We start from the raw sequence: 23,865 nt of genomic DNA, 5'->3' as shown, positions 1-23,865 counted from the left end.
CTCCCATCTGGACGATGATGTCCCTCCGGGATATCATCATGGGATAAATTCAACCTTTGAGGGCCTCGTAAAAAACAGCAGTGGACAAACGAGAAGCCAAACGGGTTTACGGAACTGCATCCATTGGGTAAGATAGGGCTTGATCATAAAAGGAGTCATTTATCCACGTGAAAGGAGTTGGTATGAAAGGTTCAGAAATACTTGTCCAAACCGCAATAAATGCAGGTATTGAAATCTGTTTCAGTAATCCTGGAACCACTGAAATTCCACTGGTTGAGGCATTTGATGCGGTGCCGGGTATCCGTTTGATTTTGGGGTTGTTTGAAGGTGTGTGCACGGGAGCTGCCGACGGGTACAGTCGCATGAGCCAAAAACCCTCAATGACCCTGCTGCATCTTGGCCCGGGATTTGCCAATGGAGTGGCCAATCTGCACAATGCCAGGCGGGCGGGCTCTGCCGTGGTAAATATTATTGGGGACCATGCCTCCTGGCACCTGCCGGCGGACCCGCCCCTGGCCATGGATATCAAGTCCCTTGCCGGCACCGTTTCCGGATGGGTGAGCCAGGTCCGCCAGAGTTCCCAGATTTCAAAAGAGGTGGCCGGAGCAATTTCAGCGGCATTCACCGGATGCGTGGCAACCGTGTCTGTTCCCCACGATTTTCAAATGGAAACGGTTCCGGATGACATTGCCAGGGTAACCCTTCCTCCGGTGCCGAAGCTGGATATGGATACCATTGCCATGGCGGCCACGGCCCTTGAAAAGTCCCATAATCCTGTCCTGATTCTGGGGGGAGAAGCACTCTGCGAAGAGGGGCTTATGGCGGCGGCACAAATTCGTGCCGCCACCAATGCGGAACTCTATATGGAAACCTTTCCCAGCCGTGCTGAACGGGGTGAGGGGCTTCCGGTGGTTCATCGAATTCCCTATATGCCAAGCACGGCCATGGAGGCATTAAAAGCCTTTGATATGGCGCTGCTCATTGGTGCCAAAGATCCTGTGGCTTTTTTTGGGTACCCGGACAGTTCCAGTCGATTACTCCCCCCGGATCAGTCCCAGGTGAACCTGGGTGTGCCCAATGCCAGGGCAATCATCAAAGCCCTTGCAGCTCTTTTGCATAGGGACCAACCGCTGACAAAAATTCTGGCCAAGCATGTGCCCCCGAAGCTTCCCACCGGTATTCTTACCGCAGAGAAAGTAGGACCTGTTCTTGCCGCACTTCAACCCGAGCAGGCCATTATAGTGGACGAGGGGATTACCAGCGGATTTTCCTATATCCCCCTGGCAGCCACAGCGCCCCGGCATACCTATTTAACCCTCACCGGTGGCGCCATTGGACAGGGGATCCCCTGTGCCACCGGAGCCGCTCTGGCCTGTCCCCATCGGCCGGTGATTGGTCTCCAGGCCGACGGCAGCGGATTATATACTTTACAGGCCCTGTGGACCCAGGCACGTCATAATCTGAATGTCACCACCCTGATTTGCGCCAATAACAGCTACGATATATTAAAAGTTGAACTTGCCAATGCTGGAAACCATAATCCTGGAAAGCAAACCCAGGCCATGACAACCCTTAGCTCGCCCAATATGGATTGGGTAAAACTTTCGGAAGGATTTGGTGTTCCCGCGGTTTCTGTGTATTCTGCAGAAGGGTTGGTCCGGGCGTTGGAAAATGCACTGGCCAATAACGGCCCCAATCTCATTGAGATGAGGCTGGCGCAATGGAGATAAGTTGCCTCCGCCGCCCTGTTTGACAGTCATCTAAATAGAAGAACAAAAATGCGTAAACTATTTTAAAAGAGGTGTTTTATGAAAATTTTTAAATCGTTTTTGGCAATACTGACTTTGGTAGCCTGTTTTTCAGGCCTTGCAGTTGCAGATAGTTATTCAAAAGCTATCTCGGTATTTAAACAATCCGAGGCTGTACAGCCGTTTTTTAAAAATTGTTATGGCTATGCAATTTTCCCGACCGTTGGAAAGGGCGGTATCGGGATTGGGGGTGCCTATGGCAAGGGGAGAGTTTATAAAGGCGGCAAGTTTACGGGAACGACCTCACTTGCCAAAGTGAGCATTGGTTTTCAATTGGGTGGTCAGGCATTCAGCCAGATAATTTTTTTCCAGGACAAGCGATCATATATGGAATTCATCAGCGGTGAATTTGAATTTGATGCATCGGCATCTGCCGTGGCCATTACGGCCGGGGTTCAGGCAAAGGCAGGGACAGAAGGAACAACGGGTAGTGCAACTGCCGGTCCTGCAACAGGTGTCCAGGCAGAAACAAGATATTATAAGGGAATGGCTGTTTTTGTTCATTCAAAGGGCGGTCTGATGTATGAAGCTGCCATTGGCGGACAAAAATTTCAATTTAAAGCCAAATAGTGTTATGGGCTCCGGCCCGCCGGAGCTCGTCAATAATGGTAATGGCTTCCATCTCTTCTATTCCCTGGGCCACGGGTACCAATACTTTTTGGCTCATGTTGCGTTTCAGGGTCTTATCCTACGAGTAACATCAGAGGCTCGATGGTCTTTTGACGAACATTGGGGAGCATCTGGATTACTATTTCTCCACATCGTTGGATCATCCCCAATATGGGAGGCTTGTCTGTTGCCAGCGTTCCCCGGCCACGAGCGCCTTTCAGCCTATTTCTGCGTCCTTCTCGGCCTTTTTCGGCAACGGCAGCTGGATTCCCTTTATGGCCTGCTACTACGTAAACCTCATCAAATTTAACTGTGTCCTGAAGGATTACATTCGGTTTTTTTTACTACCTCAACTTTCGGGGAAAGTATGAGAAACAACAATGTTGATTTAACTTTCTGATTTTATATGTAAAAATATTGAAGAGCCCTAACATTTGATGTATAGTGAATTAGCGAAAAACACAATAATATCAAACAGAAAGGGTTCAGATGGTTAATATCAATAATCGCACCCAAAAGCAACCCGACATTTGCATTCTTGGAAAAATTGATGACTTCTTTAAGCAATTCAACATTGCAACGAATTTACACCGATGTGGTATTCGGAAACGCCAGGGGCACAGCGTGCGCTCTTTAATAATGACCATTTTTATGTTGCTTTTTATGGGCAAAAATTTCTTTAAGGGGATTGTTATTAATGATGAAGTACCATTCGGAAAAGATGCTGCTTATGAAATCCTCAAAGGCTCCCGTTCCAACTGGCGTCGCCTATTGCTCCTTTTAGGCGTTCAGCTTCACAGTTTTTTCGACCGGTTGGCGGATGAAGAACGAGAATCGGTGCTGATAGTGGATGACAGTACATACGATCGTTCTCGGTCCAAGTCAGTTGAACTCCTTTCCAAGGTTTGGGATCACAGCAATGGCCGTTACCTCAAAGGTTTTCGAATGCTGACGTTCTGCTGGTTTGATGGATCAAGCTGCCTACCACTGGATTTTGCACTCCTTTCATCTGTTGATGCCAAAAAACGGTTATGCGGGGCTCATAAAAAGGTGGTCAAGCGCTGCTGTGCCTGGCAAAGACGTAAAGAAGCTACGATGAAGTCCACCGAGCAGCTGGAATCCAGGCCAAGTATCTGCTCATGGACAGTTGGTTTACAAAGCCAGTAACGGTTACCGCACTGAGCAAACATATTGACGTCATCGGTATGGTAAATAGAACCCCCAAAGTCTTGTATGACCACAATGGAAAACGCCTTGCAGTATGTCGGTTTTTCAAAGAGCAATAAATTATTACTTAAGCCCAACCCCGAAAGTTGAATTATACTATATTTATTGGTATATTTTAAGTTTCTATTGAAATTTTTATATGCAATATTGCACTTTTTAGGTTCAATTATTACAGATGTGATTGATAGTAGTACCGAGTATTCATATCAAGGGTTATTTGAAAATGCACTTCTAAATTTGAATATTAGTTTTAATAAGGGGTAATGCAACCGATCCGAGACTGTTAGACAGCCCAATTGACCGGTTCCATTATCTCTCCCCGGGGCTCTGCTGAGGGGCACTTGAACATCGCCTTGATTGAAAACCACATCCCCATTGCCGGCGTTATCTATGCCCCGACCCTGGACCTCATGTACCTGACAGAGGTGGAGACCGGATGCTGGGAGATTGCCCGGGGGAAGTGGATCTTTATCCACGGGGCCCTACCTGGGAGTGGGACACAGGCGCGTGACAGGCCGTGCTCACCGCCGCCGGAGGTATTGTCACGGATATCCATGGCGATCCCTTCAACTACAACAAGCCCAACCTGCTTAATGGGTCCTTTTTTGCGGGGCCAGATCTGGATTTTATGAAAAAACTCTCTTTTTTTTAGATTCAGCTGTAGTCGTCTACCCCCAACCACTCACTATTTTATCTGGAGTATAATAATGATCATCCAGAAAATTAAGACCTCCATTATTTTTTTTATCTTATTGTTTCAGTGGGCTACCATCAGCGTTGCGACTCCCAATAATATACATATTGATTTGACTCAATCCGAGCGCGAATGGCTTGCAGCGCATCCGCATATCCGGCTGGGAGTGGACCCGGATTATCCGCCATATGAGTTTATGGATGAACATGGGGTTTACCAGGGAATTGCCGCTGACTACACTGCATTGATCACCAAACGACTTGGCATTGAAATGAAACCCGAACCCGGTCTCACCTGGAACCAGGCCATGGAAGCAGGCAAACACCGGAAACTTGATGTGCTGCCAAGTGTTGTCATTAACAAAAATCGTAAAAAGCACTTCTCATTCACAACTCCTTACATAGAATTCCCCCGTGTCATTATCACCCGCCAGAACAGCAGCGTAAAGTCACTCAATGACCTGAATGATATCAATGTGGCTATGCAGGCCAACAGCTCCCATTACGATTTTATCAAAGAGCAAAGCAATGTCCGGCCGGATATCACTTTTTATAATTCTTTCAGAGAGGTCCTGCTGGCGTTGTCACAAGGCAGTCACGAGGCAGTTATTGGAAACCTTGGTACGGCAACCAATCTTATCCAGAAATTGAGTTTAACCAATCTTAAAATTGCGGATTATGTTTCCCAGGACCCGGAAAAGCTTGCCTTTGCCGTGCGAAAGGACTGGCCAATATTCACTGATATTTTAAATAAAACACTCACCTCGATCACTGAAAAAGAAAAAAATGAAATTTTAAATCGCTGGCTTCCGGTTCAATTCACCCAGAAAGTGTCGGAAAACCTCATGTTATCGGAAGCAGAAAAGAACTGGATTGAGACCCACCCCGTCATTCGGGTGCTTGTCAATACGGATATGGCCCCAGTGGAGTTTGTTGACCATAAAAACGAATTGTCCGGAATTTTCATTGATTTCCTTGATTATATTTCAAGAAAAATTGGTGTCACCTTTAAATATCAGCGCGAAATTTCAAAAAATATAACATTAAACATGCTCCAGACGCACAAAGTTGACATGATGTCCGATGTATCATTGACACAGCAAAACGGGACAGCCGCCTTTACCAGGCCCTATCTATCGGCGCCAATATTTATCTACACCCATTCCAATGGGCCATATTTATACTCCCTGAAAGCGTTATCCGGTCGAAAAGTGTCCGTTTACCGACACTGCCCCATCATTGAAAAAATCAAAAATGAATTCCCGGATATTGATGTTGTGGTGACGGACAATGTCGCCGATGCCCTCATGCAGACAAGAACCAGAAAGGTTTACGCATTTATTGGATGCCCCATGATCACCAACCACTATATTCGTCAAACCGGCTTTACAGACATTAAAGTGACAGGGGATACCGGGGTCAAGGTCAATATGGTAATGGCCGTTCGGGACGACTGGAAAATACTGGCGGGCATCCTCCAAAAAAACCTTGATTCCATGGATGAAAAACAGCGCGATACGATCATGAAAAAATGGATGGAGATTAAAATTGAAACGATGATAAATCACACCCTCATCTTGAAAATTCTGATCGGTTCCGGACTGCTGCTGTCGCTTTTTATTTTCTGGAATCGATCTTTAAAGGCGCAGATAAACCGGCGCATTAAGGCAGAAACTCACCTCATAGACTCTGAACGTCAGCTGACCCAGATCATTGACTTTCTGCCGGATGCCACCTTGGTTATCGATCTTCAAGGCAGAGTTCAGGCGTGGAACAAGGCCATGGAATCGCTGACGGGAATAGCGGCGGACACCATCCTGGGGAAAGGAATTGATGAATATGCGGTACCGATTTTAGGCAGGCGACAACCCATGCTGTCAAACCTGGCCATACAGTGGGATGAAAACAAGGCAGAGACCCATGGCGACATAAAAAAAACCGGCAGTAAACTCACAGTTCAGAAATTTCTTCCCCATTTAGGGGAGAATGGGATGCATGTTCTGGATGCCGCCAGCCTGATCAAGGATGAACAAAATATCATCACCGGGGCCATCGAAAGCATTCGTGACATTACCGAATTAAAACAAATGGGAATCATTCAGGAAAGATATGCCTTTATGATTAATACCATCAACCATCCCATGAGCTTTATCAATAAGGATTCAATGGTTGAGGCTGTCAACGATGCCTGGTGTTATTCTTTTGGGATCAAAACCGAAGATTCCGTGGGAAAACCTTTCAAGAAAATCTGCGGGACAATCAATTTCAAAAAAGAAATTTTGAACAATTTCAATCAATCCCTTCAGGGTGCCTCGGTGTTCAATGAAATTTGGGTGGATTTCCCATCCAGAGGCAGACGGTTCTGCCGCTTATCCATGCATCCGTACATCAACGAAAATCAGGAAACGACCCATACCGTTGTGATCATTGAGGACAATACCGTGCAAAAAAAAGCGGAAGAGGGCTTAAAACAGCGCTTGAAAGATCTGTCCCAGGCACGCCAGGAAATGTCGAACATGATGCACGGCCTGGAACTGGCCCGGGCAAAAGCGGAGCGTACCACTCATGCGAAAAGTGCATTCCTGGCAAACATGAGCCATGAAATCAGAACCCCCATGAATGCCATCATAGGATTGAGCTACCTGGCTCTCAAAACAGCGCTGACTCCCAAGCAGTATGATTATATAACCAAAATCGAATCATCTGCCAAATCGCTGCTGGATATCATCAATGATATTCTTGATTTCTCCAAGATCGAGGCGGGTAAACTGAGTATTGAATTCACCCCATTCTACCTCGATGATATCATGCAGAACCTTGCCACATTGATATCACCCAAAGCCCATGACAAAGAGCTGGAAGTCAATTTAATCGTTTCACCCGAGATTCCGCAACTCGAGGGAGATCCCCATCGTATTCATCAAATTTTACTGAACCTGCTGGGTAATGCTGTGAAATTTACTCCTAAAGGGGGGCGCATCGCCATCACTGTCACACCTGTTAAAAGTGATGAGAACCACATCGAACTGTGTTTTGCTGTTTCCGATACCGGCATCGGGATCTCTCCTGACAAGCTCCCGTTGTTATTTCAGCCCTTTTCACAGGCAGACACCTCTACCACACGGCATTATGGCGGTACCGGTCTGGGGCTGGCCATCAGCCGCCAGCTTGCCGAGCTGATGGGAGGCAAAATAACCGTTGAAAGCAATGTGGATCAGGGCAGCATTTTTTCTTTACACTTGTCTTTTACAAAACTGACAGGCACGCAATCCCCTCGTTTTTTAACTGCCGATTACGTCAGAAAAATCCATGTGCTGGTTGTGGATGACGATTCAGAATACCGGCAGGCCATTATTAATCAGCTCAACTCCTATGGATTCAACATCACTTCCAGTGCTTCGACTGCCATGGAAGCACTCACTCGATTGGATAAGACCTCCTTTCATCTTGTTTTAATCGACTTCAACCTGCCTGACATGGATGGATTTGACCTTCTCCACCGAATCAAAACCCATTCAAAATTCCCCAATACTAAGGTGCTCATGATCTCAGCCTACCACAAATCCACCAAAAACAGATCCGCACTGCAGAAGGCCAAACAGGGGGGAATTCTGGACGGATATCTTGTAAAACCATTCAGTAATTCAGACCTTTTTGATACCATTGCCAATTTACTTGATCTTAAACCTCCCTCACAAGAGAACAACGGTTTTCTCCTGGCGGACTTTGATAGCCAGATACTGCAAAACATCCGTGGCGCCCGAATTTTGCTGGTGGAAGACAATGTGATCAACCAGCAGGTGGCCAGGGAATTACTTGAAGGGGAAGGGTTCAAGGTGTCTGTGGCTGAAAATGGTCAACTGGCGGTAACCCGTATTCAGAATGCCGCCATTGAAAATAAGTTTGATGTGGTCCTCATGGATCTTCAGATGCCCGTCATGGACGGATATACCGCAACCAGGAAAATTCGCAAAGACAGGCGTTTTAACGATCTGCCCATCATTGCCATGACGGCTGATGCCGTAAGCGGAGTCCGGGAGCAGAGCCGGGAAGCAGGTATGAACGACTATGTCAGTAAACCCATTGATCCGCCGGAGCTGTTCAATGCCCTTGCCACATGGATCAAACCCGGAAATCGGGAAATTCCTGAATCGTGGCAACCGGCGCAACAGAACAACGACACACGGCGGGAACATCCGACATCACTGATTTTGCCCGGATTTGACACAAAGGGGGCGCTGGCCCGTGTGGGGGGAAAAACCGACATCTACCAAAAAATATTAAAAAAAGTACTGGAATCAGAAAAAGATGTGGTGCAACGACTCCAGGAGAGCTTATCCCGGGAAGACCACGACACCGCCATACGGACGGCCCATACCCTGAAAGGGGTTGCGGGCAATATCGGAGCCCTCTCTTTACAAACAGCTGCAAAAAGCGTTGAATCGGCAATCAAAAAAAATGAACCTTCAGCCATTGAAACGGCCATCACCGAACTGCAGTTATGTCTCTCTGACGCTTTTGGTATCATTCAAACCGTCCTCTTGCCAAACAATCAAAAAAAAGATACTATTGGAATGGATCTTAAAAGTATCGTACCCACCTTAAATTTGCTCAAAAACCAAATCGAAAATTTTGACTCGTCTGCCACTGAAACATGCGACATTTTATTAAAGATGCTTCAAGAGCCACCGTTCAATGAACAGGTCACCTGCTTAGCCAAGACATTGGACGTCTATGATTTCGAATCGGCACACCAGTTGGCCGATGAATTGTTAACATTAATACAGAACCACCTCAAAACATAATTTAAATTACCGGAGAATCACGACAACTCAATTAAATATTGGGCCGACACCTCAAAAACAAATCTCATAAGGAAAAATATTTATGTTTCAGACCCAGTCAAAGGAAACCATTTTAGCGGTTGACGATACACCGACCAATATTGATACGGTCAAAGCTGTATTATCCGAAAAATATCTGATTCAGGCTGCGGTGGATGGCAAAACCGCCTTGAAAATTATTCAAAAAAAAAAGCCGGATTTAATTCTGCTTGATATCATGATGCCTGGTATGGACGGATACGAAGTCTGCCAAAGAATCAAGGCGGATCCAGCCAATGAAAATATTCCCATCATTTTTTTAACCGCCAGAGACGAGGTTGAAGATGAAACCAAAGGCCTCTCACTGGGCGCTGTAGACTACATTACCAAACCCATCAGCCCCTCCATTTTACAGGTACGGATCAAAAATCACCTGCTGTTGAAAGCTTCCCGGGATTTTCTGAAACGGCAAAATGAAATCCTGGAGAAGAAAGTCATTGAGCGGACTCAGCAGATGGAAGAGCTCCAGGATGTATCCATGGTTGCCATGGGTGCTCTGGCTGAATCCCGGGACCCTGAGACCGGCAACCACATCCGCCGAACCCAGCACTATGTGAAACTATTGGCAACACTTCTTCAAAACCATCCCCGTTTTAAGGCATTTTTGACTCCCACTGTCATCACCTCCCTGTTTAAATCAGCCCCGCTTCACGATATTGGAAAGGTGGGTATTCCTGACCATATCCTGCTCAAACCCGGTAAGCTGACAGAAGATGAGTTTCATATAATGAAGCGGCACGCCACCTACGGTGCGAATGCCATTTCAGCTGCTGAAACAAAAATATCCCGGGCTGAGCCCTTCCTGATTTTTGCCAAGGAAATTGCCTCCAGTCATCATGAAAAATGGGATGGGTCAGGCTATCCATTAAAACTCAAAGGAGATGAAATCCCGACATCGGCCCGGCTGATGGCTGTTGCGGATGTATATGACGCGCTGATCAGCCGCCGGGTTTACAAGCCTCCCTTTTCCCATGAAACGTCAGTGGCCATCATCAAAGAGGGGGAAGGCTCCCATTTTGATCCGGATATGGTAGATATTTTTCTGGAAAATTCGGATCAGTTCAATACCATTGCCCAGCAATATGCAGATTCTGAAGAAGATTTAAAAGCCAAACGGTGATCTGACCGCCTGGCTCCAGACAGTTGACAATGCATGATTTATTCGGTCTTTATATGCTGTTTCTGTTCGTCGGCTCATAGTTTTTCATCAATACACCCGGTTTTAGCTCAGTACGTTGCAAATTCTCCATACAAATGCGAATAGGCTTTTCCCTCAAATATTACACCTGCGAGCAGCCCTGATAAATAACGTTATGACCAAACCCTTTTTACAGAACTCCTGGATATGAATCCTGTACCACCAAGTCCGTTGGAAAATCAGTCCGGTTCCGTCTCAAACAGACTGGATGCCCGGTGACACAGGAAGTGCCAGCCCAGCCCTGACATTTGCCAGGGTATCACCGTCGGGAAAGAGAAGTTCCACCAGTTTCAGGGCAAAGTCCAGCGCCGTACCCGCCCCTTTGGAGGTGATGCAGTTGTCCGCCACCACCACACGCTCATTTTTTACATTCCCATTGTCGATGAGATGGGAGAATCCGGGATGGCAGGTCACCTCACCCGGTGTCACCAATCCCTGGGAGTGGAGCACCACTGCCGGAGATGCACAGATGGCCCCGTAAAACTTGTTTTTTGCGGCCTGTTTTTTCAGCAATTGGGCAAGTTCCCGGCAATTATTTAGGTTTTCAGCCCCGGGGATCCCCCCGGGCAGGACAATGAGATCGAATTCATCCGCCACGCAGGATGAGATCAGGCAGTCCGCCTGAAAACAGATTCCTCTTGCCGCCTTGATTTCGGGCTTATCCACGGATGCCACCACCACATGGGCCCCGGCCCGCCGGAGCACGTCAATAATGGTTATGGCTTCCATCTCTTCTATTCCCTGGGCCACGGGTACCAATACTTTTTTATCCATGACTTCCCCTTATTGAGTTGAAAAGTTGATGTTTTGATTGTTATTTTTTTCTAAAAAGCGTACCGCACGCTTGCATAGACATCGTGGGCTCGCAAAGAGGCTTCAGTGGGGGCAATGGTCAATTCCAGTGGCTGGGACAGCGTAGGCCGGACAATGGTTGCGGTTCCGGTATCGGTGCGCACGGTCCCCAGATCTTGATACCGATACCCGATGTCCAGCGTCAGGCTTTGGGGCAGGGAAATGGAAATTCCGGCCGTCACTGCCCAGGTAAATCCCGTCCAGCTCCCGGAAGGCGTCCATGTCACTGCATCCTGGGAAATGGTGGGGAAGAGATATTGCATGCTGTCCACGGAATTGCGGGTGATGCCCATGGCCGCGCCCAGGAAGGGATGGAAACGAGCGTCGATTTTTCCCGCCAGGGATGCCAAGTCAAGGTAAGCTCCCACCATGGCTGTCTTGCTGTCCACATCCCCACTCACTGGCTGGCTGTCCAGCGGCACATTAAGAAAATTTGCCTGGCCCGAGAAAGCAAACCCGGGGCGCCATCCCAGCGTCGCCTCTAAACGCAGCAGACCCAGATCATATCCCAGTCCCGCATCGATCAGCATCGAAGATCCAAAATCGCCTCGTGCCCCGATGGACCGTCCGTCCGGGCCGCTATTACAACCGAAAAGGGCTGGCGGATTGGTTGAAGTGCAGTTTTCGTCCGCAAATTTGGTATCCCGTGAAAAAGCCGCGCCCAGGCCGAGCCGGGCATAAACACCCTGCTTGGCAGATACCATGGTGGCGGCGAGCAACACCACTGCCACCGCGATGGTCACAATCTCGATTGTTTTCATATTTTTCTCCTGACAAGTTTTTTTAAGGGATTGTCCCATGGAGGCATGGTATCATTACTTTAATTATTTCAAAAGAGCATAACAATCAAAAAGCAACCCTTATTGTGAAAAGGCTCTGACCATCTTCTTGTGCATTTTACTGGTTATTATACACCTTGACGCTGATGGCAATTTTAAACAGAAGTGTTAAAATTAAGAGTCCGATGGCCGTCACACCTGCTGAAATAATCAATTCATGGATGGTGGGGACATACGCTGTGATATGATGCAGAGCAGAGGGTACAAACCCACCCACAATCATGCCAAGGCCTTTATCAATCCAGGTTCCCACAAAAACAAGGATGCAGGAAAAAAACAACACCCGGCTGTTTTTCCTTGTGGTGGGTATCACCAAAAGAGTGATGGCAAGCACCATGCACACAATGGAGGTCCACATCCAGGGCACCAGAGGCCCATGACCATGCAGTCCCGTATAAAGATATTTGATGTGATCCATATGGGATGGAATCCCCGAATAAAAGACCACAAACACCTCGCACATGAGAAAAAAAACATTGGCCATCAGGCTGTAACCCACAATTATGGCAAGGGTTTGGATGGCTTCTTTGCCGGGATCAAATGCCGTCATTTTTTTAATGAACATGCATAACAAAATTAAAATGGCAGGACCTGCTGCAAAGGCAGATGCCAGAAATCGCGGGGCCAGAACAGCCGTCAGCCAGAACCCTCTTCCCGGTAGCCCGCAATAGATAAAGGCTGTCACCGTATGAATGGAAAAAGCCATGGGAATGGATAGGTAGATTAACGGTTTGATCCAGGGGGGAGGAGAGATGTCGTTTCGTTCGGCATCAAGGACGTTCCATCCAATAATAATGTTCAAAACAAGGTACCCAAATAGCACATTGCCATCCCAAAAGAGCATGGACCACGGTGTTGGATGCAAAAATACGTTTAAGGCCCGCATGGGCTGACCCAGATGGATCAGAAGGTACAAAAGACACATGACAAGGGATGCCACTGCCAGAAACTCTCCCAAAATCGTAATTTTACCAAAGGCTTTATAATTGTGCAGATAATAGGGCAGTACAAGCATCACCCCGCCTGCAGCCACGCCCACAAGATAGGTCATCTGTGCCGTATAAAATCCCCAGGAGACGTCCCGGCTCTGTCCTGTGAGCATTAATCCGTATTTTAACTGCTCCGAATAGTAAAAGGCACCCGTTGCAATTACAGCCAATAGTCCGGCAATCCAGATCCAATAGGTTTTGTTTCCTTTCAGCGCAAATTCGAGCATGGTTTCATCCTCCCCTGTTTCTATTATTTTGGATAATTGATCAAAGCTCTGGAAATCTGACATGAGCCTGAATAAATTGGGGGAAGATATACGCCATGGCACTAAATTTTGACTAAATTGAATCGTTTTTTTCAATCAGCTTGCGATATAGATCTGTTATGTCGGAACGGACAGGGCAATCCATCTGCTCTGCCATTTTTTTATAGTTGAGGTAGGTTTTTTTTGTTTTGGACAGATGGCCTGATGTGGCATAAAAGGTCATCAATTGTTTATATGCGTTTTCATCAAAGGGTTCTGCGTCTAAAATTTTTCTGGTAAAAAGAATGGCATTTTCAATCTGGTTCTCCCCTTGGTACAAGGCAACAATCTCCCAGAGTATTTTCAAATACCCGGCCGTGAACCATTCCCTTTTTGCAATGCACCACTCTTCATAACGATCTTCTTCAAGAAAGGCCCCCCGGTATGACGACTGGGCCAACAGAAGGGTTTCAAGCCTTTGGGGAGAGCTGTTTTTTGGCGTATTAACAGACATGATGGACAGAATCGTATTTGAAAATTCTTCGGCGTCAATGTGGATCCTTGACCCCTGGTAAAGTCGGTATTGATCTTTTTTGCGCTCTATGTAAGCAGATGGTGATTTGGGTGAAAGGTGTGGTTCCAATGTTTTTCTCAGTGCACTCATGGCCACATTGAAACGGCTGCCGGTTCTTTGTATGTCCTCCTCTGGCCAGAGTAGTTCAATGAGAACTTCCCGGGGGATAAACCCCTGGTTTCTGTTGGCGGCAAGATATTTAAAAATCATCAGGGCTTTTGAACTTTTCCATCTGGATAAAGAAATTTTTTTGTTGCCCATGGTCACATTGAATTTACCCAACAGGGTTATTTTGAGTTGCAGTGGGTCTTTTGACAGTTCATTATTAAAAAGCGTTTTTACATAGGTTCTGGCTTTTTCCTTGAAAGCTGTGTTTTGGGTCAAAACATCCTTTAAAAAGGGGATCAACCACCTTGCTTCCTTTTTGATAAATCGATCGTAGGTGTTGGCTTCAGATAATAACAAGGCACAAGATATTTGTGTAATCGCCTCACCGGTGTTGCCGATTTTAACGTGGACTTTCGCGGTTAACAGGTGGTTGTTGAACCGGTGAAACTTGGCTCCATCAAGTTTTTTCCCGGCATGTTCCAGGCAGGTCAGGGCTTTTGAAAATTGTTGCTCAATCATCAAAAGATTTGCATGGCTGTTTTCAAGGATGCCTTCTGTCAAACGAAGTCCGTAGCCCTCTATGATCTCCATGGCCCTGTTTAATATCTGCCGGGCAGATTCGATTTTTCCCTGGGCCAGGTAAATCTGGTGCAGACACTCCCAGGCATTGGCCATCCCCCAGCGGTTGCCCGGGTTTTCAAACAGTTCAATGCTGCTGTCAATCAACTCAATGGCCTGGTCCAGTTTCCCAAGCCCCATGCAGTTTTGTGCCCAGGCAAGGCAATTCCATCCCTTCCGGCTGTCTGAAAGGGATATTTTTTTACAGGTTTCAACGCCTTTTTGGGCAAAGGCAACGCCTTCTTGAAATGCTCCCAAAAAGAAACTGGTGGCGCTGAGCTGGTAATATACAAGGGGGAGGCACGGATCAATGGAAAGCTCCAGCACGGCTTTGAGCAGTTTTTTGTTCTCCTGTTGTGCCCGTTCAAACTCCCCGTTGATGTAAAGCGTATAGGTATAGGATGTGTTGATCAACGCCCGGGATACCCTTCGTTCAAGATCAGGCAACCCCTCAATCACCTCAAAATATATTTTGTAGTATTTTTTTGCTGTTTCAAATTCTCCCAGGACAGAGGATAAAAAGGTGAGGTAGGTCATGGCGATACTATACGTTGTGGAGGGCCTCTCCACTTGATCAATCACCTGTTCCATCAGCAGTTTTGCCTCTTTGACGTATCCTGTAAAATAGTACTGGGAACCCAGTTCCACCAGACATTTTACCATATCTTCTTTGGAGTCTCGCTTTTTAAACAGCTGATGGGCCTGGATGAGATTTTCAATGGCCTTTCCGGGGTTGCCGAAATAGGTAAGGAGTTTGGCCTGGGCCAGCAATAATTGCGGATTTTGTTCGATGACCGATGTGGGTATTTTCTTAAGGCACTTCTCCAGAAAAATTGTTTTACCTTCCAGTAAAAATTCCATTTCATGGCTTTCAATCAGGCGGATGGCTTCATGAAAGGCATGGCCTTCAATGAAATGGTCCAGGGCCTGGAAAATATCCTCATTTTCCATCACTTTGGCGATGGTGCAATGCAGGTGATGAATCTTTGATTCTGAAAACGTTTTTTCAAGCTGGGTTGTTAAGAACTCCTTGAATAAATGATGCAGGTAGAAAATTGTTTCGGATTCATCCACCGGAAAGATCATCAAATGATCTGCAATCATGTTTTTTATAATGGTTTTGGCATCATTCACATCAAATAGTTTACGGCAGGTGTGGATGTCAATTCTATCCAGAAGGGCGGCTTTCATCATGAATGTTTTTATACGGTCCGGCTGGGGGTCAAAAACATTTTCTTTCAGGTAAGAAAAAATATACCGGGGGGTTTGTTTAAATAATTCCAGGCTGTTGGCAATGGCTTCCGGTGTTTTATTATGAAAGGTATATCGTAAAAGAACCAGGCTGGCGGCCCATCCCCCGGTACTTGAACGAATCTCTTTTATATAGGTGTCTGTCTGCAAAAGGGTACCTGAAAAAAAAAGCTTGATCTCACTGCTTGTAAAAGAGAGATCCTTTTCGCCGATCTCCACGAGCTGTTCTTTTGCACGAAGCGATGATAATCGAAAACGTAAGTTCTTTCTGCCAATGATGACCATGTGAACATGGTTCGGCAATCGGTCAAGGATAAATTCAATGGCATGGCTGATCTGGGGAGAGTCCTGGACCAGATGATAATCATCCAGGACAAGAACCGTGGGTTGTGTTACCCTTTTTTCCAGAAAGGCCAGCCATTCAAGCAGAGTATCCGTCTGCCTTTGTAAGCCTGTCTTTGGAATGGGATTTTTCTTTTTATCTTCTTTAAAATCGGGGAAATGGTGTTGGACAGCAGCGTACAGATATGAAATAAACACAAGGAAATCACTGTCCTGCCTGTCCAGCAGATACCAGATGGGAACAATATTCAGGGATTTTAAGGCATCTGTCACAAGGGTGGTTTTGCCATATCCTGCCCCGGCAGTCACAGCAATTAGTTTGTATTGACTGATATCTTCAAACAGCCCAACCAAGCGTTTCCGATGAAGGGTATTATATCGCTTGGGTGTCTGAAGTTTTGACTGTAGTAAGACCATGATGTTTTTCCAGTTCTGTCACGATTATTTTTTTTATATAAAACGTTAGCCTCCAAGGCAACCTCAGCAGAGCCGCCCCCCCGATGGGCAATAGGAACCGGACAATTGAGCTGTCTACAGTTCCGGTCCGGGCCCATTGCCCATCGGGGGGGCGGCGGTATAATACCATTTGGCTCCGCGTCTACGACCCATTTTTCGTTGTGGGCAGGCCAGATCCCCCATACGGTCTGCCCGTGGCAGTTTTATATGAAACTCGGTCCAATATATTGTAATAACAGGGGGTTTGTTCTTTGTTCTGGCAGGCAAATCCGACATACAGGTTATAAAGCTGATTTTGCGAGAACGGCTCAGCCTTTTGTTGTTGTGCATAAAGCAGATGATCATACAGATAATTTTCAATGATTCTCTCATGGCAGTATGATATCATGACCCTCTTTGTTTCAAAAGAGAAGATGGATTTATATAACCAAGTTGCTGGGGAGAAGGTATCATTTTCAGAAATCAGTGTTGTGATCACCCCCCAGAAAACAACCAGAGGAAAAATGAGATTTTGTAAAACATACGATTTTGACCATGGTATTAAAGCCGTGAAGCTGGGATGGTCCCTTGTGGGACCTCCCATGATGAGCGTCTATTGTTATCTGTTTGACGAGATCATGGTGGATACGGGCCAGCCCCACATGGAAAAAGAGGTCCTGGCCATGGCCGGTTCCCATGGAGTCAAACAAGTTTTTCTGACCCATCACCACGAAGACCATTCCGGAAATGCCGCAGCCATTCACAAGGTTCTGGGGGCCAGGGTGTCTGGCCATGCCCTTACCCGGGATAAATTAACGGTTTCCTACCCCATTCTGCCCTACCAGAAATATATCTGGGGGAACCCCACACCGGTGGGGGTCAACACCTTGCCGGAGAAAATAAATACCCCCCTTGGCCGGATGGTGCCGGTACATACCCCGGGCCATTCAAAGGATCATACCCTCTATTTTTTGCCGGATCTGGGAATTGTATTTTCAGGGGATCTCTATCTGGGGGATAGAATTAAATTCTTCAGGTCAGACGAGGAGGTGGGTATCCAGATTGCCTCATTGAAAAAAGTGGCGGCCCTGGATTTTGATACGTTGCTCTGTGCCCATAATCCCCGACTGAAAAATGGCAAGGATCACATTTTGCTAAAGCTGGATTTTCTGGAAAATTTGTACGGAGATGTCGCTTTCTTGTGGGAAAAAGGCCTTTCCGAAAGGCAGATTTTCAGGCAGATGAAACTCAAAGAAGACCGGTTCACCAAATATTTTTGCTGGGGCAATGTCAGTATGATCAACGGCCTTCGATCCATCATCCGACATCATTCAAAGCGCCTGTTACCATTGTCTGGACAGGAGTTGTGACAACGCTGTTTCAAATTTATCGAAGAACAAAATCCGGGCTTGACTACAAGATCGGCCGCTTTTAACATGTCAATTTAAATTCGCAAGGTGCCGGAACATGCCACTTTTTCGAGCATCATCGTCGTCATCTGGAGAATCGAGATCTCATCCTCCACCAATAGAATTGTCTCATATCCTCTCTTTCCATTGACCTCAGGTAAATGATGGCAGACCTCTATTTTTCTTGTCTTCTCACAATGTCAATGTCATTTACATCCAGGGTGGCGGCGATTTTTTCAAGTTTTATCATCAAATGACCGGCATCGGGGTAAGATTTGGATAAAACAAGAAATATATCCAGTTGGCCTATGGTCGTGGCGTTGAGGCCTTTTACAGGATTGCGGGATAAAATATGACCTGCGGCAGAGGCGTAGTCCACCAGATAGTCCGCACGGCTGTCCACAAGCATTTCAAATGCCGCCTTATGGGTTTTGGCAGGCTCGCTGACAATGTTATTCGCAGGGTCCGATATGAATTTACGCAGGCCGCCGTAGCTGTATCCTCCTATGGTGATGATATGCTTTCCGATGAGATCTTCTTTGGACTTTGCCAGCGGTTTATTTTCCATGGAGTAGACATTGAGCGTGGTGGAGTAGATGGGGGCTCTGCTGAGGTTGCCCAGAAGTTTTATTTTCTAATAAAAGGACTTATAAAAAGTTTTTTCCATTGTCCACTCACCATGATTCTGAGCATTCAAAATGCAAAAACCATGAACCCTTCGGGAACCTTATTTGACCGGATCTGCGGCATTACCAGGCATTTGCGGTAGTCCATTTAAGATGACGTGTTCAATTTTCTGTATAGTGTGGGCAGGCTGATGCACAGTTCCCGGGCAACTCGTTTTTTGCCTTCAAGGGTCTGTCCATGGATTTCCAGGGCTTCTTTTATGATAAATTGCTCGTAGTCTCTTAGCTTGGCGGCCAGAGAATTTTTCCCGGTGTGAATACGACTTTTCATGGTAATCCTTGACGGCAGACTTTCTTTCTCAAGAAGGGGACCACTTTCCATATTCACGGCATATTCAATGGTATTTTCAAGCTCCCTTACGTTGCCTGGCCAGTAGTAGGAAGCGATGGCCTCCCGGGCGTCACCGGAAAAACCGTTAATGCGTTTGCCCAGTTTTCCACCGGACTTTTCCAGAAAATAATCGGCCAGGGCGATGACATCCTGTCCCCGGTTTCTCAGTGGAGGAATATGAAGCGGCAATACATTCAACCGGTAATATAAATCCTTGCGGAAGGTACCCATTTTCTGCATGGTTTCCAGGTCCTGGTTCGTCGCGGCAATAATCCTGATATCCACGGTAATGGTTTTGATCCCCCCCACCCGTTCAATGGTCTTTTCCTGGAGTACTCTGAGCAGTTTTGCCTGCATGTGGAGCGGCATATCTCCGATTTCATCAAGGAAAATGCTTCCGCCGCTGGCCATCTCGAATTTACCCGGTTTCCCGCCCTTTCTCGCACCGGAAAACGCGCCTTCATCATAACCGAACAGTTCGCTTTCAAGAAGGGTTTCCGGTATGGCTGCACAGTTGATGGAGATGAATGGCTCGGCAGTTCTGGCACTGTAACTGTGAATCGCACGGGCAAACAGCTCCTTGCCTGTACCACTTTCTCCTGATATCAGGATCGTGGAGTCTCCTGAAGCGATTTTTTTTGAATAGTGTTTCACCTCTTTCATGACCTGACTTTCGCCATGAATATCGTCAAAGGTGTGATCCATCTGTTTGGCTGAAAATTCATAAACCGTTGAGCGCACCGCCTTGATATCCTCAAGATAGATAACGGCTCCCACAACGCTGTCATTCACCTTGACTGGATTTCCCGACATGAAACAATGGATTTCAGGTTGTGAACCTGTTAAAATCTCCCTCCTGCTGATGATCTCTCCATTCTCAATCATTGATTGGAAACAGGCATAGGGCAGAAAGGACTGAAGCTTCATCCCCGGATGGATCTGGTTTTCAGATTTCAGCAGTTGGGTGGCCTTGGCGTTGATCTGGGTAATCATGCCTGCGCCATTGACGGTGATAATACCATTGCCAATGAGGTTGATGGTTGTTTCCAGGTGACTCTTTACCACTGTTTCCTGTTCCAGAGTCCGTTGGAGTCTGATTTCGCTGACGAGCAGGTTTGCCATCTCCCCTAAAAACTCCAGCAGTTCAGAGGTGTTGTTCAGCAGTTTTTCCTTCTGGGCCTGGGTGTAGGCCACCATGAGGATAACTCCCATCAGCTGGCCGTCATAACGTATGGTGCGAAGAACTTCGGCTGTTTCAGGGCAGCTCCCCTCATAATGACACCCTTTGCATAATTCATTATGCCCGGGATTGGGAAGCACCATGACATCTTTTTCAAACACCCCTTTTACAAAATTCTGGTTGATATTTTCTCCCCGCTTTTCAAGGAATGTTTTGCTGGTCGCGGCGAGCTTGAAATTTGTATCTATGATGGCGACATCGACGCCCATGGCTGCTGAAATGGCACCGACTACATGCTGGACGGTTTCCGTGATCTGTTGAATTGTGGTCATTTCCCTGTTCCAGTGATTCTCATTACTGAAAACATCCTTATCAATAATGAGAATTCCCGCTGTGATTGGTGATGGAAAGCGGTTCTGATGTGCGAGTCCCATGGATTCTACTTCTCACTTTTGATAATTATATTTAAGGGTCCATAAAGTCAACAACTATTATTAATCCCGGTGACAACGTTCAGCCAAACGCCTTGGCAGCGCCCGGTGCGCCCGTTTCAGCAATCGGGCAGTGCCGATCAACCCTGCTTTAGCCATTGACAGGCCACGCCATTTTCCCACCCATAATTTTCTGGCAATGTTTTTGCAAGTGAAGGGAAGAAGTTCCGTCGTTTTATCAACCGGAATGCGTCCGGCAAGGAGTTATTGATAACAACGGCAGGCAATTTTGCTCACCAAAGGAGGAGAGGCAATGCAATACCTATCCAAGGATGACCCGGAAATCGCAAGATTAATCCAGCAAGAGAAAACACGACTGGAAACGACACTGAACCTTATTGCCGCCGAGCATCACTGCCCACCGTCCATCATGGAGGTGCTGGGATCGGTTCTCAATACAAAAACCATTGAAGGGTATCCCGGCAAGCGTTTCCATGCCGGATGCGGATATGTGGATCAGGTGGAAAATCTGGCCATTTCAAGGGGCAGAAAGCTTTTTAACGCCGAGTACGTGAATGTTCAGCCCCACAGCGGGACTTCAGCCAATCTGGCCGTGTATTTTTCCGTTCTTAAGGTTGGTGATCGGATTCTATCAATGCGCCTTCCCCATGGCGGCCATCTTTCCCACGGGCACCGCGCTTCCATAACCAGCAAATGTTTTTCATTTGAGCATTACAGTGTCGATCTTGAAAGCGAACGCATCGACTATGACCAGGTGCATGAGATGGCCGTTAGGTTCAGACCCAGGATGATCGTTGCCGGGGCAAGCTCCTATGCAAGGCTCATTGATTATGAACGATTAGCTGAAATCGCCAGGGAAGTATCTGCTTATCTGCTTGTGGATATGGCTCATATCGCAGGACTGGTCGCGGCAGGGGCGATCCCCAGCCCGGTACCCTTTGCGGATTTTGTGACGTTTACCTGTTATAAAACGATGATGGGGGGCCGCGGCGGTGTCATTCTGTGTAAAAAAGAGTACGGAAAAAAAATCGACAGCAGCGTGTTTCCGGGATGCCAGGGAACCAGTCCGGTAAATGTCATTGCCGCAAAAGCATTGATCTTTAAACTGGCCATGGAACCCCGGTTTAAGGATATTCAGACGAAAACCATTGAAAATGCGGTCCTCCTTGCAACAGAGCTTAAAAACAGAGGTCACCGTATCGTTTCCGGCGGAACCGAAAATCATCAGGTGATCGTTGATGTTGCGTCAAAAGGACTGGCAGGACAGGCCGTTGAAAACAGACTCGAATCCATAGGGATTGTCGCAAACCGAAATGTCATTCCCAGGGACATGGATAATCCTTCTGCAGTAAGCGGTATACGGCTTGGGACAGCGGCTGTTACGGCAAGGGGAATGGCGGAGGTGGAGGTTGCCTGGATTGCCGAGATTTTGGATACCGCCATGTCGAATATGGACAATCAGAAAGTGCTGGATCAGGCAGCCAGGGATGTTCGGACGCTTTGTGAGCGCTTTCCCGTTGACAGATAGATCGGTCATTTTTAGCGGTTCAGGTTAGGACTCAAAAATAAATCATTAACCCAGAAAAGGAGAATTGGCAGATGAACGTATTCAAGACAAGTGTGATCGTTGCCGTTGTTTTTATCCTGATGACAGGTGTTTCCATTGCAGGACAAACCGTTGATGCCGTCAAGGCCAGAGGTATTGTTACTGTGGGGGTGAGCGGCAGTCTTTTTGGTTTCGGAATGCCGGACAAAGAAGGTATCTGGAAAGGGTTGGATGTGGATACGGGCCGCGCCGTGGCCGCAGCCGTTTTTGGTGATGCCGACAAGGTAAAGTTCGTACCCTTGTCAGACAAACAGCGCTTTACAGCCCTTCAATCCGGAGAGGTTGATATCCTTTGTCGCAACGCTACCCGTACCCTGCACCGGGAAACAGCACTGGGACTCAATTTTGTCCATGCGAATTATTATGACGGCCAGGCATTCATGGTGCCGAAAAAATTGAATGTAAAAAGTGCATTGGCGCTGGATGGAGCAACCGTATGTATCCTGCCAGGCACCACGACCGAAATGACAACGGCGGATTTTTTCAAATCCAACAACATGAAGTATAAAACCGTTGTCATTGAAAGTACATCAGAGCTGTACAAAGCTTTTTTCGCAGGACGATGCGATTGCACGACAACGGATTCCTCCCAGCTGGCAGCTGCCCGGGCGATGGCTCCCAACCCGGATGATTATATGGTTCTTCCCGAAGTGATCACCAAGGAACCGCTGTCCCCTGCAGTCCGTCATGGTGACGAACAGTGGCGGGACATATGCGATTTTTCGGTTCTTGCTCTGATCGCAGCTGAGGAGCTGGGTATAACATCAACCAATGTGGATGAAATGCTTAAAAGCGAAGACCCGGCCATCCAACGATTTCTGGGCGTCAGCGGAAGTCTCGGCAAGGGGTTGGGACTGAGCAACGATTGGGCATACAACATCATTAAGCAGGTGGGTAATTATGGTGAGATTTTTGAACGTAATATCGGCGCTGGCACACTGCTTGGATTACAGCGCGGAATCAATGCACTATGGACCAAAGGCGGTTTGATGTATGCTCCGCCGTTCCATTGATTCTGAGTAAATGAATTGTGTCGGCCAAACGACAAATAGATAAAGCATTTTCTTAAATCGGTTATATTAATATTTCAACTTTCGGACTTTGGCGTTGACGAACGGGGTCAGGCTTGTTTTACTGGCGCCTGAGTAACAGGCTCCATGTTATTTTCCAATAATTGTTTATTATATCAGGTCAAAACGCAATAATGCAGGCCTGTCCCCTCCTGAATCAGCTAACTCCGAAAGTTGAGTTAATACCTGTTAGCTGGCTTAAAATGTGTCTGATTGTACTGAATCCAGCTAATGATGCTTAAGCCCATTTGCAACGATGTCTGGCGGGTGTGTCCCACTTTTTGCACAACTATTTTCGTGTCAATTACCTGGAGCTGTATTTAAAAAAACGGTACGTCTTCAGATAAGTATTTCATTGTTTGATATATTTTTATGTAATTTTTCCGGGTTACTTCGGATCTCATTCCATCATGATTTTTTTCCAGACGTCTCAAGATTCTCATGCCAGATTCTGAGTTTA

General features: G+C 46.8%; 14 protein-coding genes. 8 read left to right on the top strand and 6 right to left on the bottom strand.

Annotated elements, in window-relative coordinates; all coding sequences use genetic code 11:
- Positions 1-182: 182 nt before the first annotated feature.
- The 5 genes from ACYQ2M_RS20300 (at position 183) to ACYQ2M_RS20280 (ending at position 10,340) form a co-directional block, all read left to right on the top strand.
- The gene (locus ACYQ2M_RS20300) at positions 183-1,730 is read left to right on the top strand and encodes an acetolactate synthase large subunit (RefSeq protein WP_459918209.1); all 1,548 of its coding nucleotides are present in this window, start codon (positions 183-185) and stop codon (positions 1,728-1,730) included.
- Between the two features lie 78 nt (positions 1,731-1,808).
- Positions 1,809-2,378, top strand: coding sequence for a lipid-binding SYLF domain-containing protein (locus ACYQ2M_RS20295; RefSeq protein WP_459918208.1), 570 nt, complete (start codon positions 1,809-1,811; stop codon positions 2,376-2,378).
- 528 nt (positions 2,379-2,906) lie between these two features.
- Positions 2,907-3,584, top strand: a complete 678-nt coding sequence (locus ACYQ2M_RS20290; protein ID WP_459918207.1) for a transposase — start codon at positions 2,907-2,909, stop codon at positions 3,582-3,584.
- Positions 3,585-4,351: 767 nt separating this feature from the next.
- Positions 4,352-9,142 carry a response regulator gene (locus ACYQ2M_RS20285; protein WP_459918206.1) on the top strand — a complete coding sequence of 1,597 codons (4,791 nt, stop codon included), beginning with the start codon at positions 4,352-4,354 and terminating at the stop codon, positions 9,140-9,142.
- A gap of 82 nt (positions 9,143-9,224) precedes the next feature.
- A complete protein-coding gene (locus ACYQ2M_RS20280; RefSeq protein ID WP_459918205.1) occupies positions 9,225-10,340 on the top strand; it encodes a response regulator in 1,116 nt (371 codons plus the stop codon).
- A gap of 273 nt (positions 10,341-10,613) precedes the next feature.
- Here ACYQ2M_RS20280 and ACYQ2M_RS20275 read toward each other — a convergent pair whose 3' ends face one another.
- The 4 genes from ACYQ2M_RS20275 to ACYQ2M_RS20260 all read right to left on the bottom strand — a co-directional run bounded on the left by ACYQ2M_RS20275 (position 10,614) and on the right by ACYQ2M_RS20260 (position 16,653).
- Complete coding sequence (locus tag ACYQ2M_RS20275) at positions 10,614-11,192, bottom strand: DJ-1 family glyoxalase III (RefSeq protein WP_459918204.1); 579 nt, start codon at positions 11,190-11,192, stop codon at positions 10,614-10,616.
- 50 nt (positions 11,193-11,242) lie between these two features.
- The gene (locus ACYQ2M_RS20270; protein ID WP_459918203.1) at positions 11,243-12,070 is read right to left on the bottom strand and encodes an outer membrane protein; all 828 of its coding nucleotides are present in this window, start codon (positions 12,068-12,070) and stop codon (positions 11,243-11,245) included.
- Between the two features lie 97 nt (positions 12,071-12,167).
- Positions 12,168-13,325 (bottom strand): sulfate reduction electron transfer complex DsrMKJOP subunit DsrP, encoded by a 1,158-nt coding sequence (gene dsrP, locus ACYQ2M_RS20265; RefSeq protein ID WP_459918202.1) that lies wholly within the window; start codon positions 13,323-13,325, stop codon positions 12,168-12,170.
- Between the two features lie 112 nt (positions 13,326-13,437).
- Entirely contained in the window at positions 13,438-16,653 is a 3,216-nt protein-coding gene (locus ACYQ2M_RS20260; RefSeq protein WP_459918201.1) for an AfsR/SARP family transcriptional regulator, read from the bottom strand.
- 542 nt (positions 16,654-17,195) lie between these two features.
- Here ACYQ2M_RS20260 and ACYQ2M_RS20255 point away from each other — a divergent pair.
- Positions 17,196-18,041, top strand: a complete 846-nt coding sequence (locus ACYQ2M_RS20255; protein WP_459918200.1) for an MBL fold metallo-hydrolase — start codon at positions 17,196-17,198, stop codon at positions 18,039-18,041.
- Between the two features lie 214 nt (positions 18,042-18,255).
- On the opposite strand, the gene ACYQ2M_RS20250 is transcribed toward ACYQ2M_RS20255, so the two are convergent.
- Entirely contained in the window at positions 18,256-18,648 is a 393-nt protein-coding gene (locus ACYQ2M_RS20250) for a hypothetical protein (RefSeq protein ID WP_459918199.1), read from the bottom strand.
- 206 nt (positions 18,649-18,854) lie between these two features.
- Entirely contained in the window at positions 18,855-20,711 is a 1,857-nt protein-coding gene (locus ACYQ2M_RS20245) for a sigma-54 interaction domain-containing protein (RefSeq protein ID WP_459918198.1), read from the bottom strand.
- A 310-nt stretch (positions 20,712-21,021) separates the two neighbouring features.
- On the opposite strand from ACYQ2M_RS20245, the gene ACYQ2M_RS20240 reads away from it, so the two are divergent.
- Together ACYQ2M_RS20240 and ACYQ2M_RS20235 are read left to right on the top strand one after the other, a co-directional pair.
- Positions 21,022-22,257, top strand: coding sequence for a serine hydroxymethyltransferase (locus tag ACYQ2M_RS20240; RefSeq protein WP_459918197.1), 1,236 nt, complete (start codon positions 21,022-21,024; stop codon positions 22,255-22,257).
- A gap of 71 nt (positions 22,258-22,328) precedes the next feature.
- Entirely contained in the window at positions 22,329-23,348 is a 1,020-nt protein-coding gene (locus tag ACYQ2M_RS20235) for an amino acid ABC transporter substrate-binding protein (RefSeq protein ID WP_459918196.1), read from the top strand.
- The last annotated feature ends 517 nt before the right edge of the window (positions 23,349-23,865 follow it).

The sequence above is a fragment of the Desulfocicer niacini genome, from assembly GCF_054657595.1.
The sequence above is the reverse complement of the archived record's forward strand: the minus strand, read 5'-3'. Positions and strand labels throughout refer to the sequence as shown.

Bases quoted from the DNA above. Each gene is read 5' to 3' on its own strand.
- ACYQ2M_RS20300 (WP_459918209.1), top strand. From the start codon at position 183: ATGAAAGGTTCAGAAATACTTGTCCAAACCGCAATAAATGCAGGTATT.
- ACYQ2M_RS20295 (WP_459918208.1), top strand. From the start codon at position 1,809: ATGAAAATTTTTAAATCGTTTTTGGCAATACTGACTTTGGTAGCCTGT.
- ACYQ2M_RS20290 (WP_459918207.1), top strand. From the start codon at position 2,907: ATGGTTAATATCAATAATCGCACCCAAAAGCAACCCGACATTTGCATT.
- ACYQ2M_RS20285 (WP_459918206.1), top strand. From the start codon at position 4,352: ATGATCATCCAGAAAATTAAGACCTCCATTATTTTTTTTATCTTATTG.
- ACYQ2M_RS20280 (WP_459918205.1), top strand. From the start codon at position 9,225: ATGTTTCAGACCCAGTCAAAGGAAACCATTTTAGCGGTTGACGATACA.
- ACYQ2M_RS20275 (WP_459918204.1), bottom strand. From the start codon at position 11,192: ATGGATAAAAAAGTATTGGTACCCGTGGCCCAGGGAATAGAAGAGATG.
- ACYQ2M_RS20270 (WP_459918203.1), bottom strand. From the start codon at position 12,070: ATGGGACAATCCCTTAAAAAAACTTGTCAGGAGAAAAATATGAAAACA.
- dsrP (WP_459918202.1), bottom strand. From the start codon at position 13,325: ATGCTCGAATTTGCGCTGAAAGGAAACAAAACCTATTGGATCTGGATT.
- ACYQ2M_RS20260 (WP_459918201.1), bottom strand. From the start codon at position 16,653: ATGGTCTTACTACAGTCAAAACTTCAGACACCCAAGCGATATAATACC.
- ACYQ2M_RS20255 (WP_459918200.1), top strand. From the start codon at position 17,196: ATGAGATTTTGTAAAACATACGATTTTGACCATGGTATTAAAGCCGTG.
- ACYQ2M_RS20250 (WP_459918199.1), bottom strand. From the start codon at position 18,648: ATGGAAAATAAACCGCTGGCAAAGTCCAAAGAAGATCTCATCGGAAAG.
- ACYQ2M_RS20245 (WP_459918198.1), bottom strand. From the start codon at position 20,711: ATGGGACTCGCACATCAGAACCGCTTTCCATCACCAATCACAGCGGGA.
- ACYQ2M_RS20240 (WP_459918197.1), top strand. From the start codon at position 21,022: ATGCAATACCTATCCAAGGATGACCCGGAAATCGCAAGATTAATCCAG.
- ACYQ2M_RS20235 (WP_459918196.1), top strand. From the start codon at position 22,329: ATGAACGTATTCAAGACAAGTGTGATCGTTGCCGTTGTTTTTATCCTG.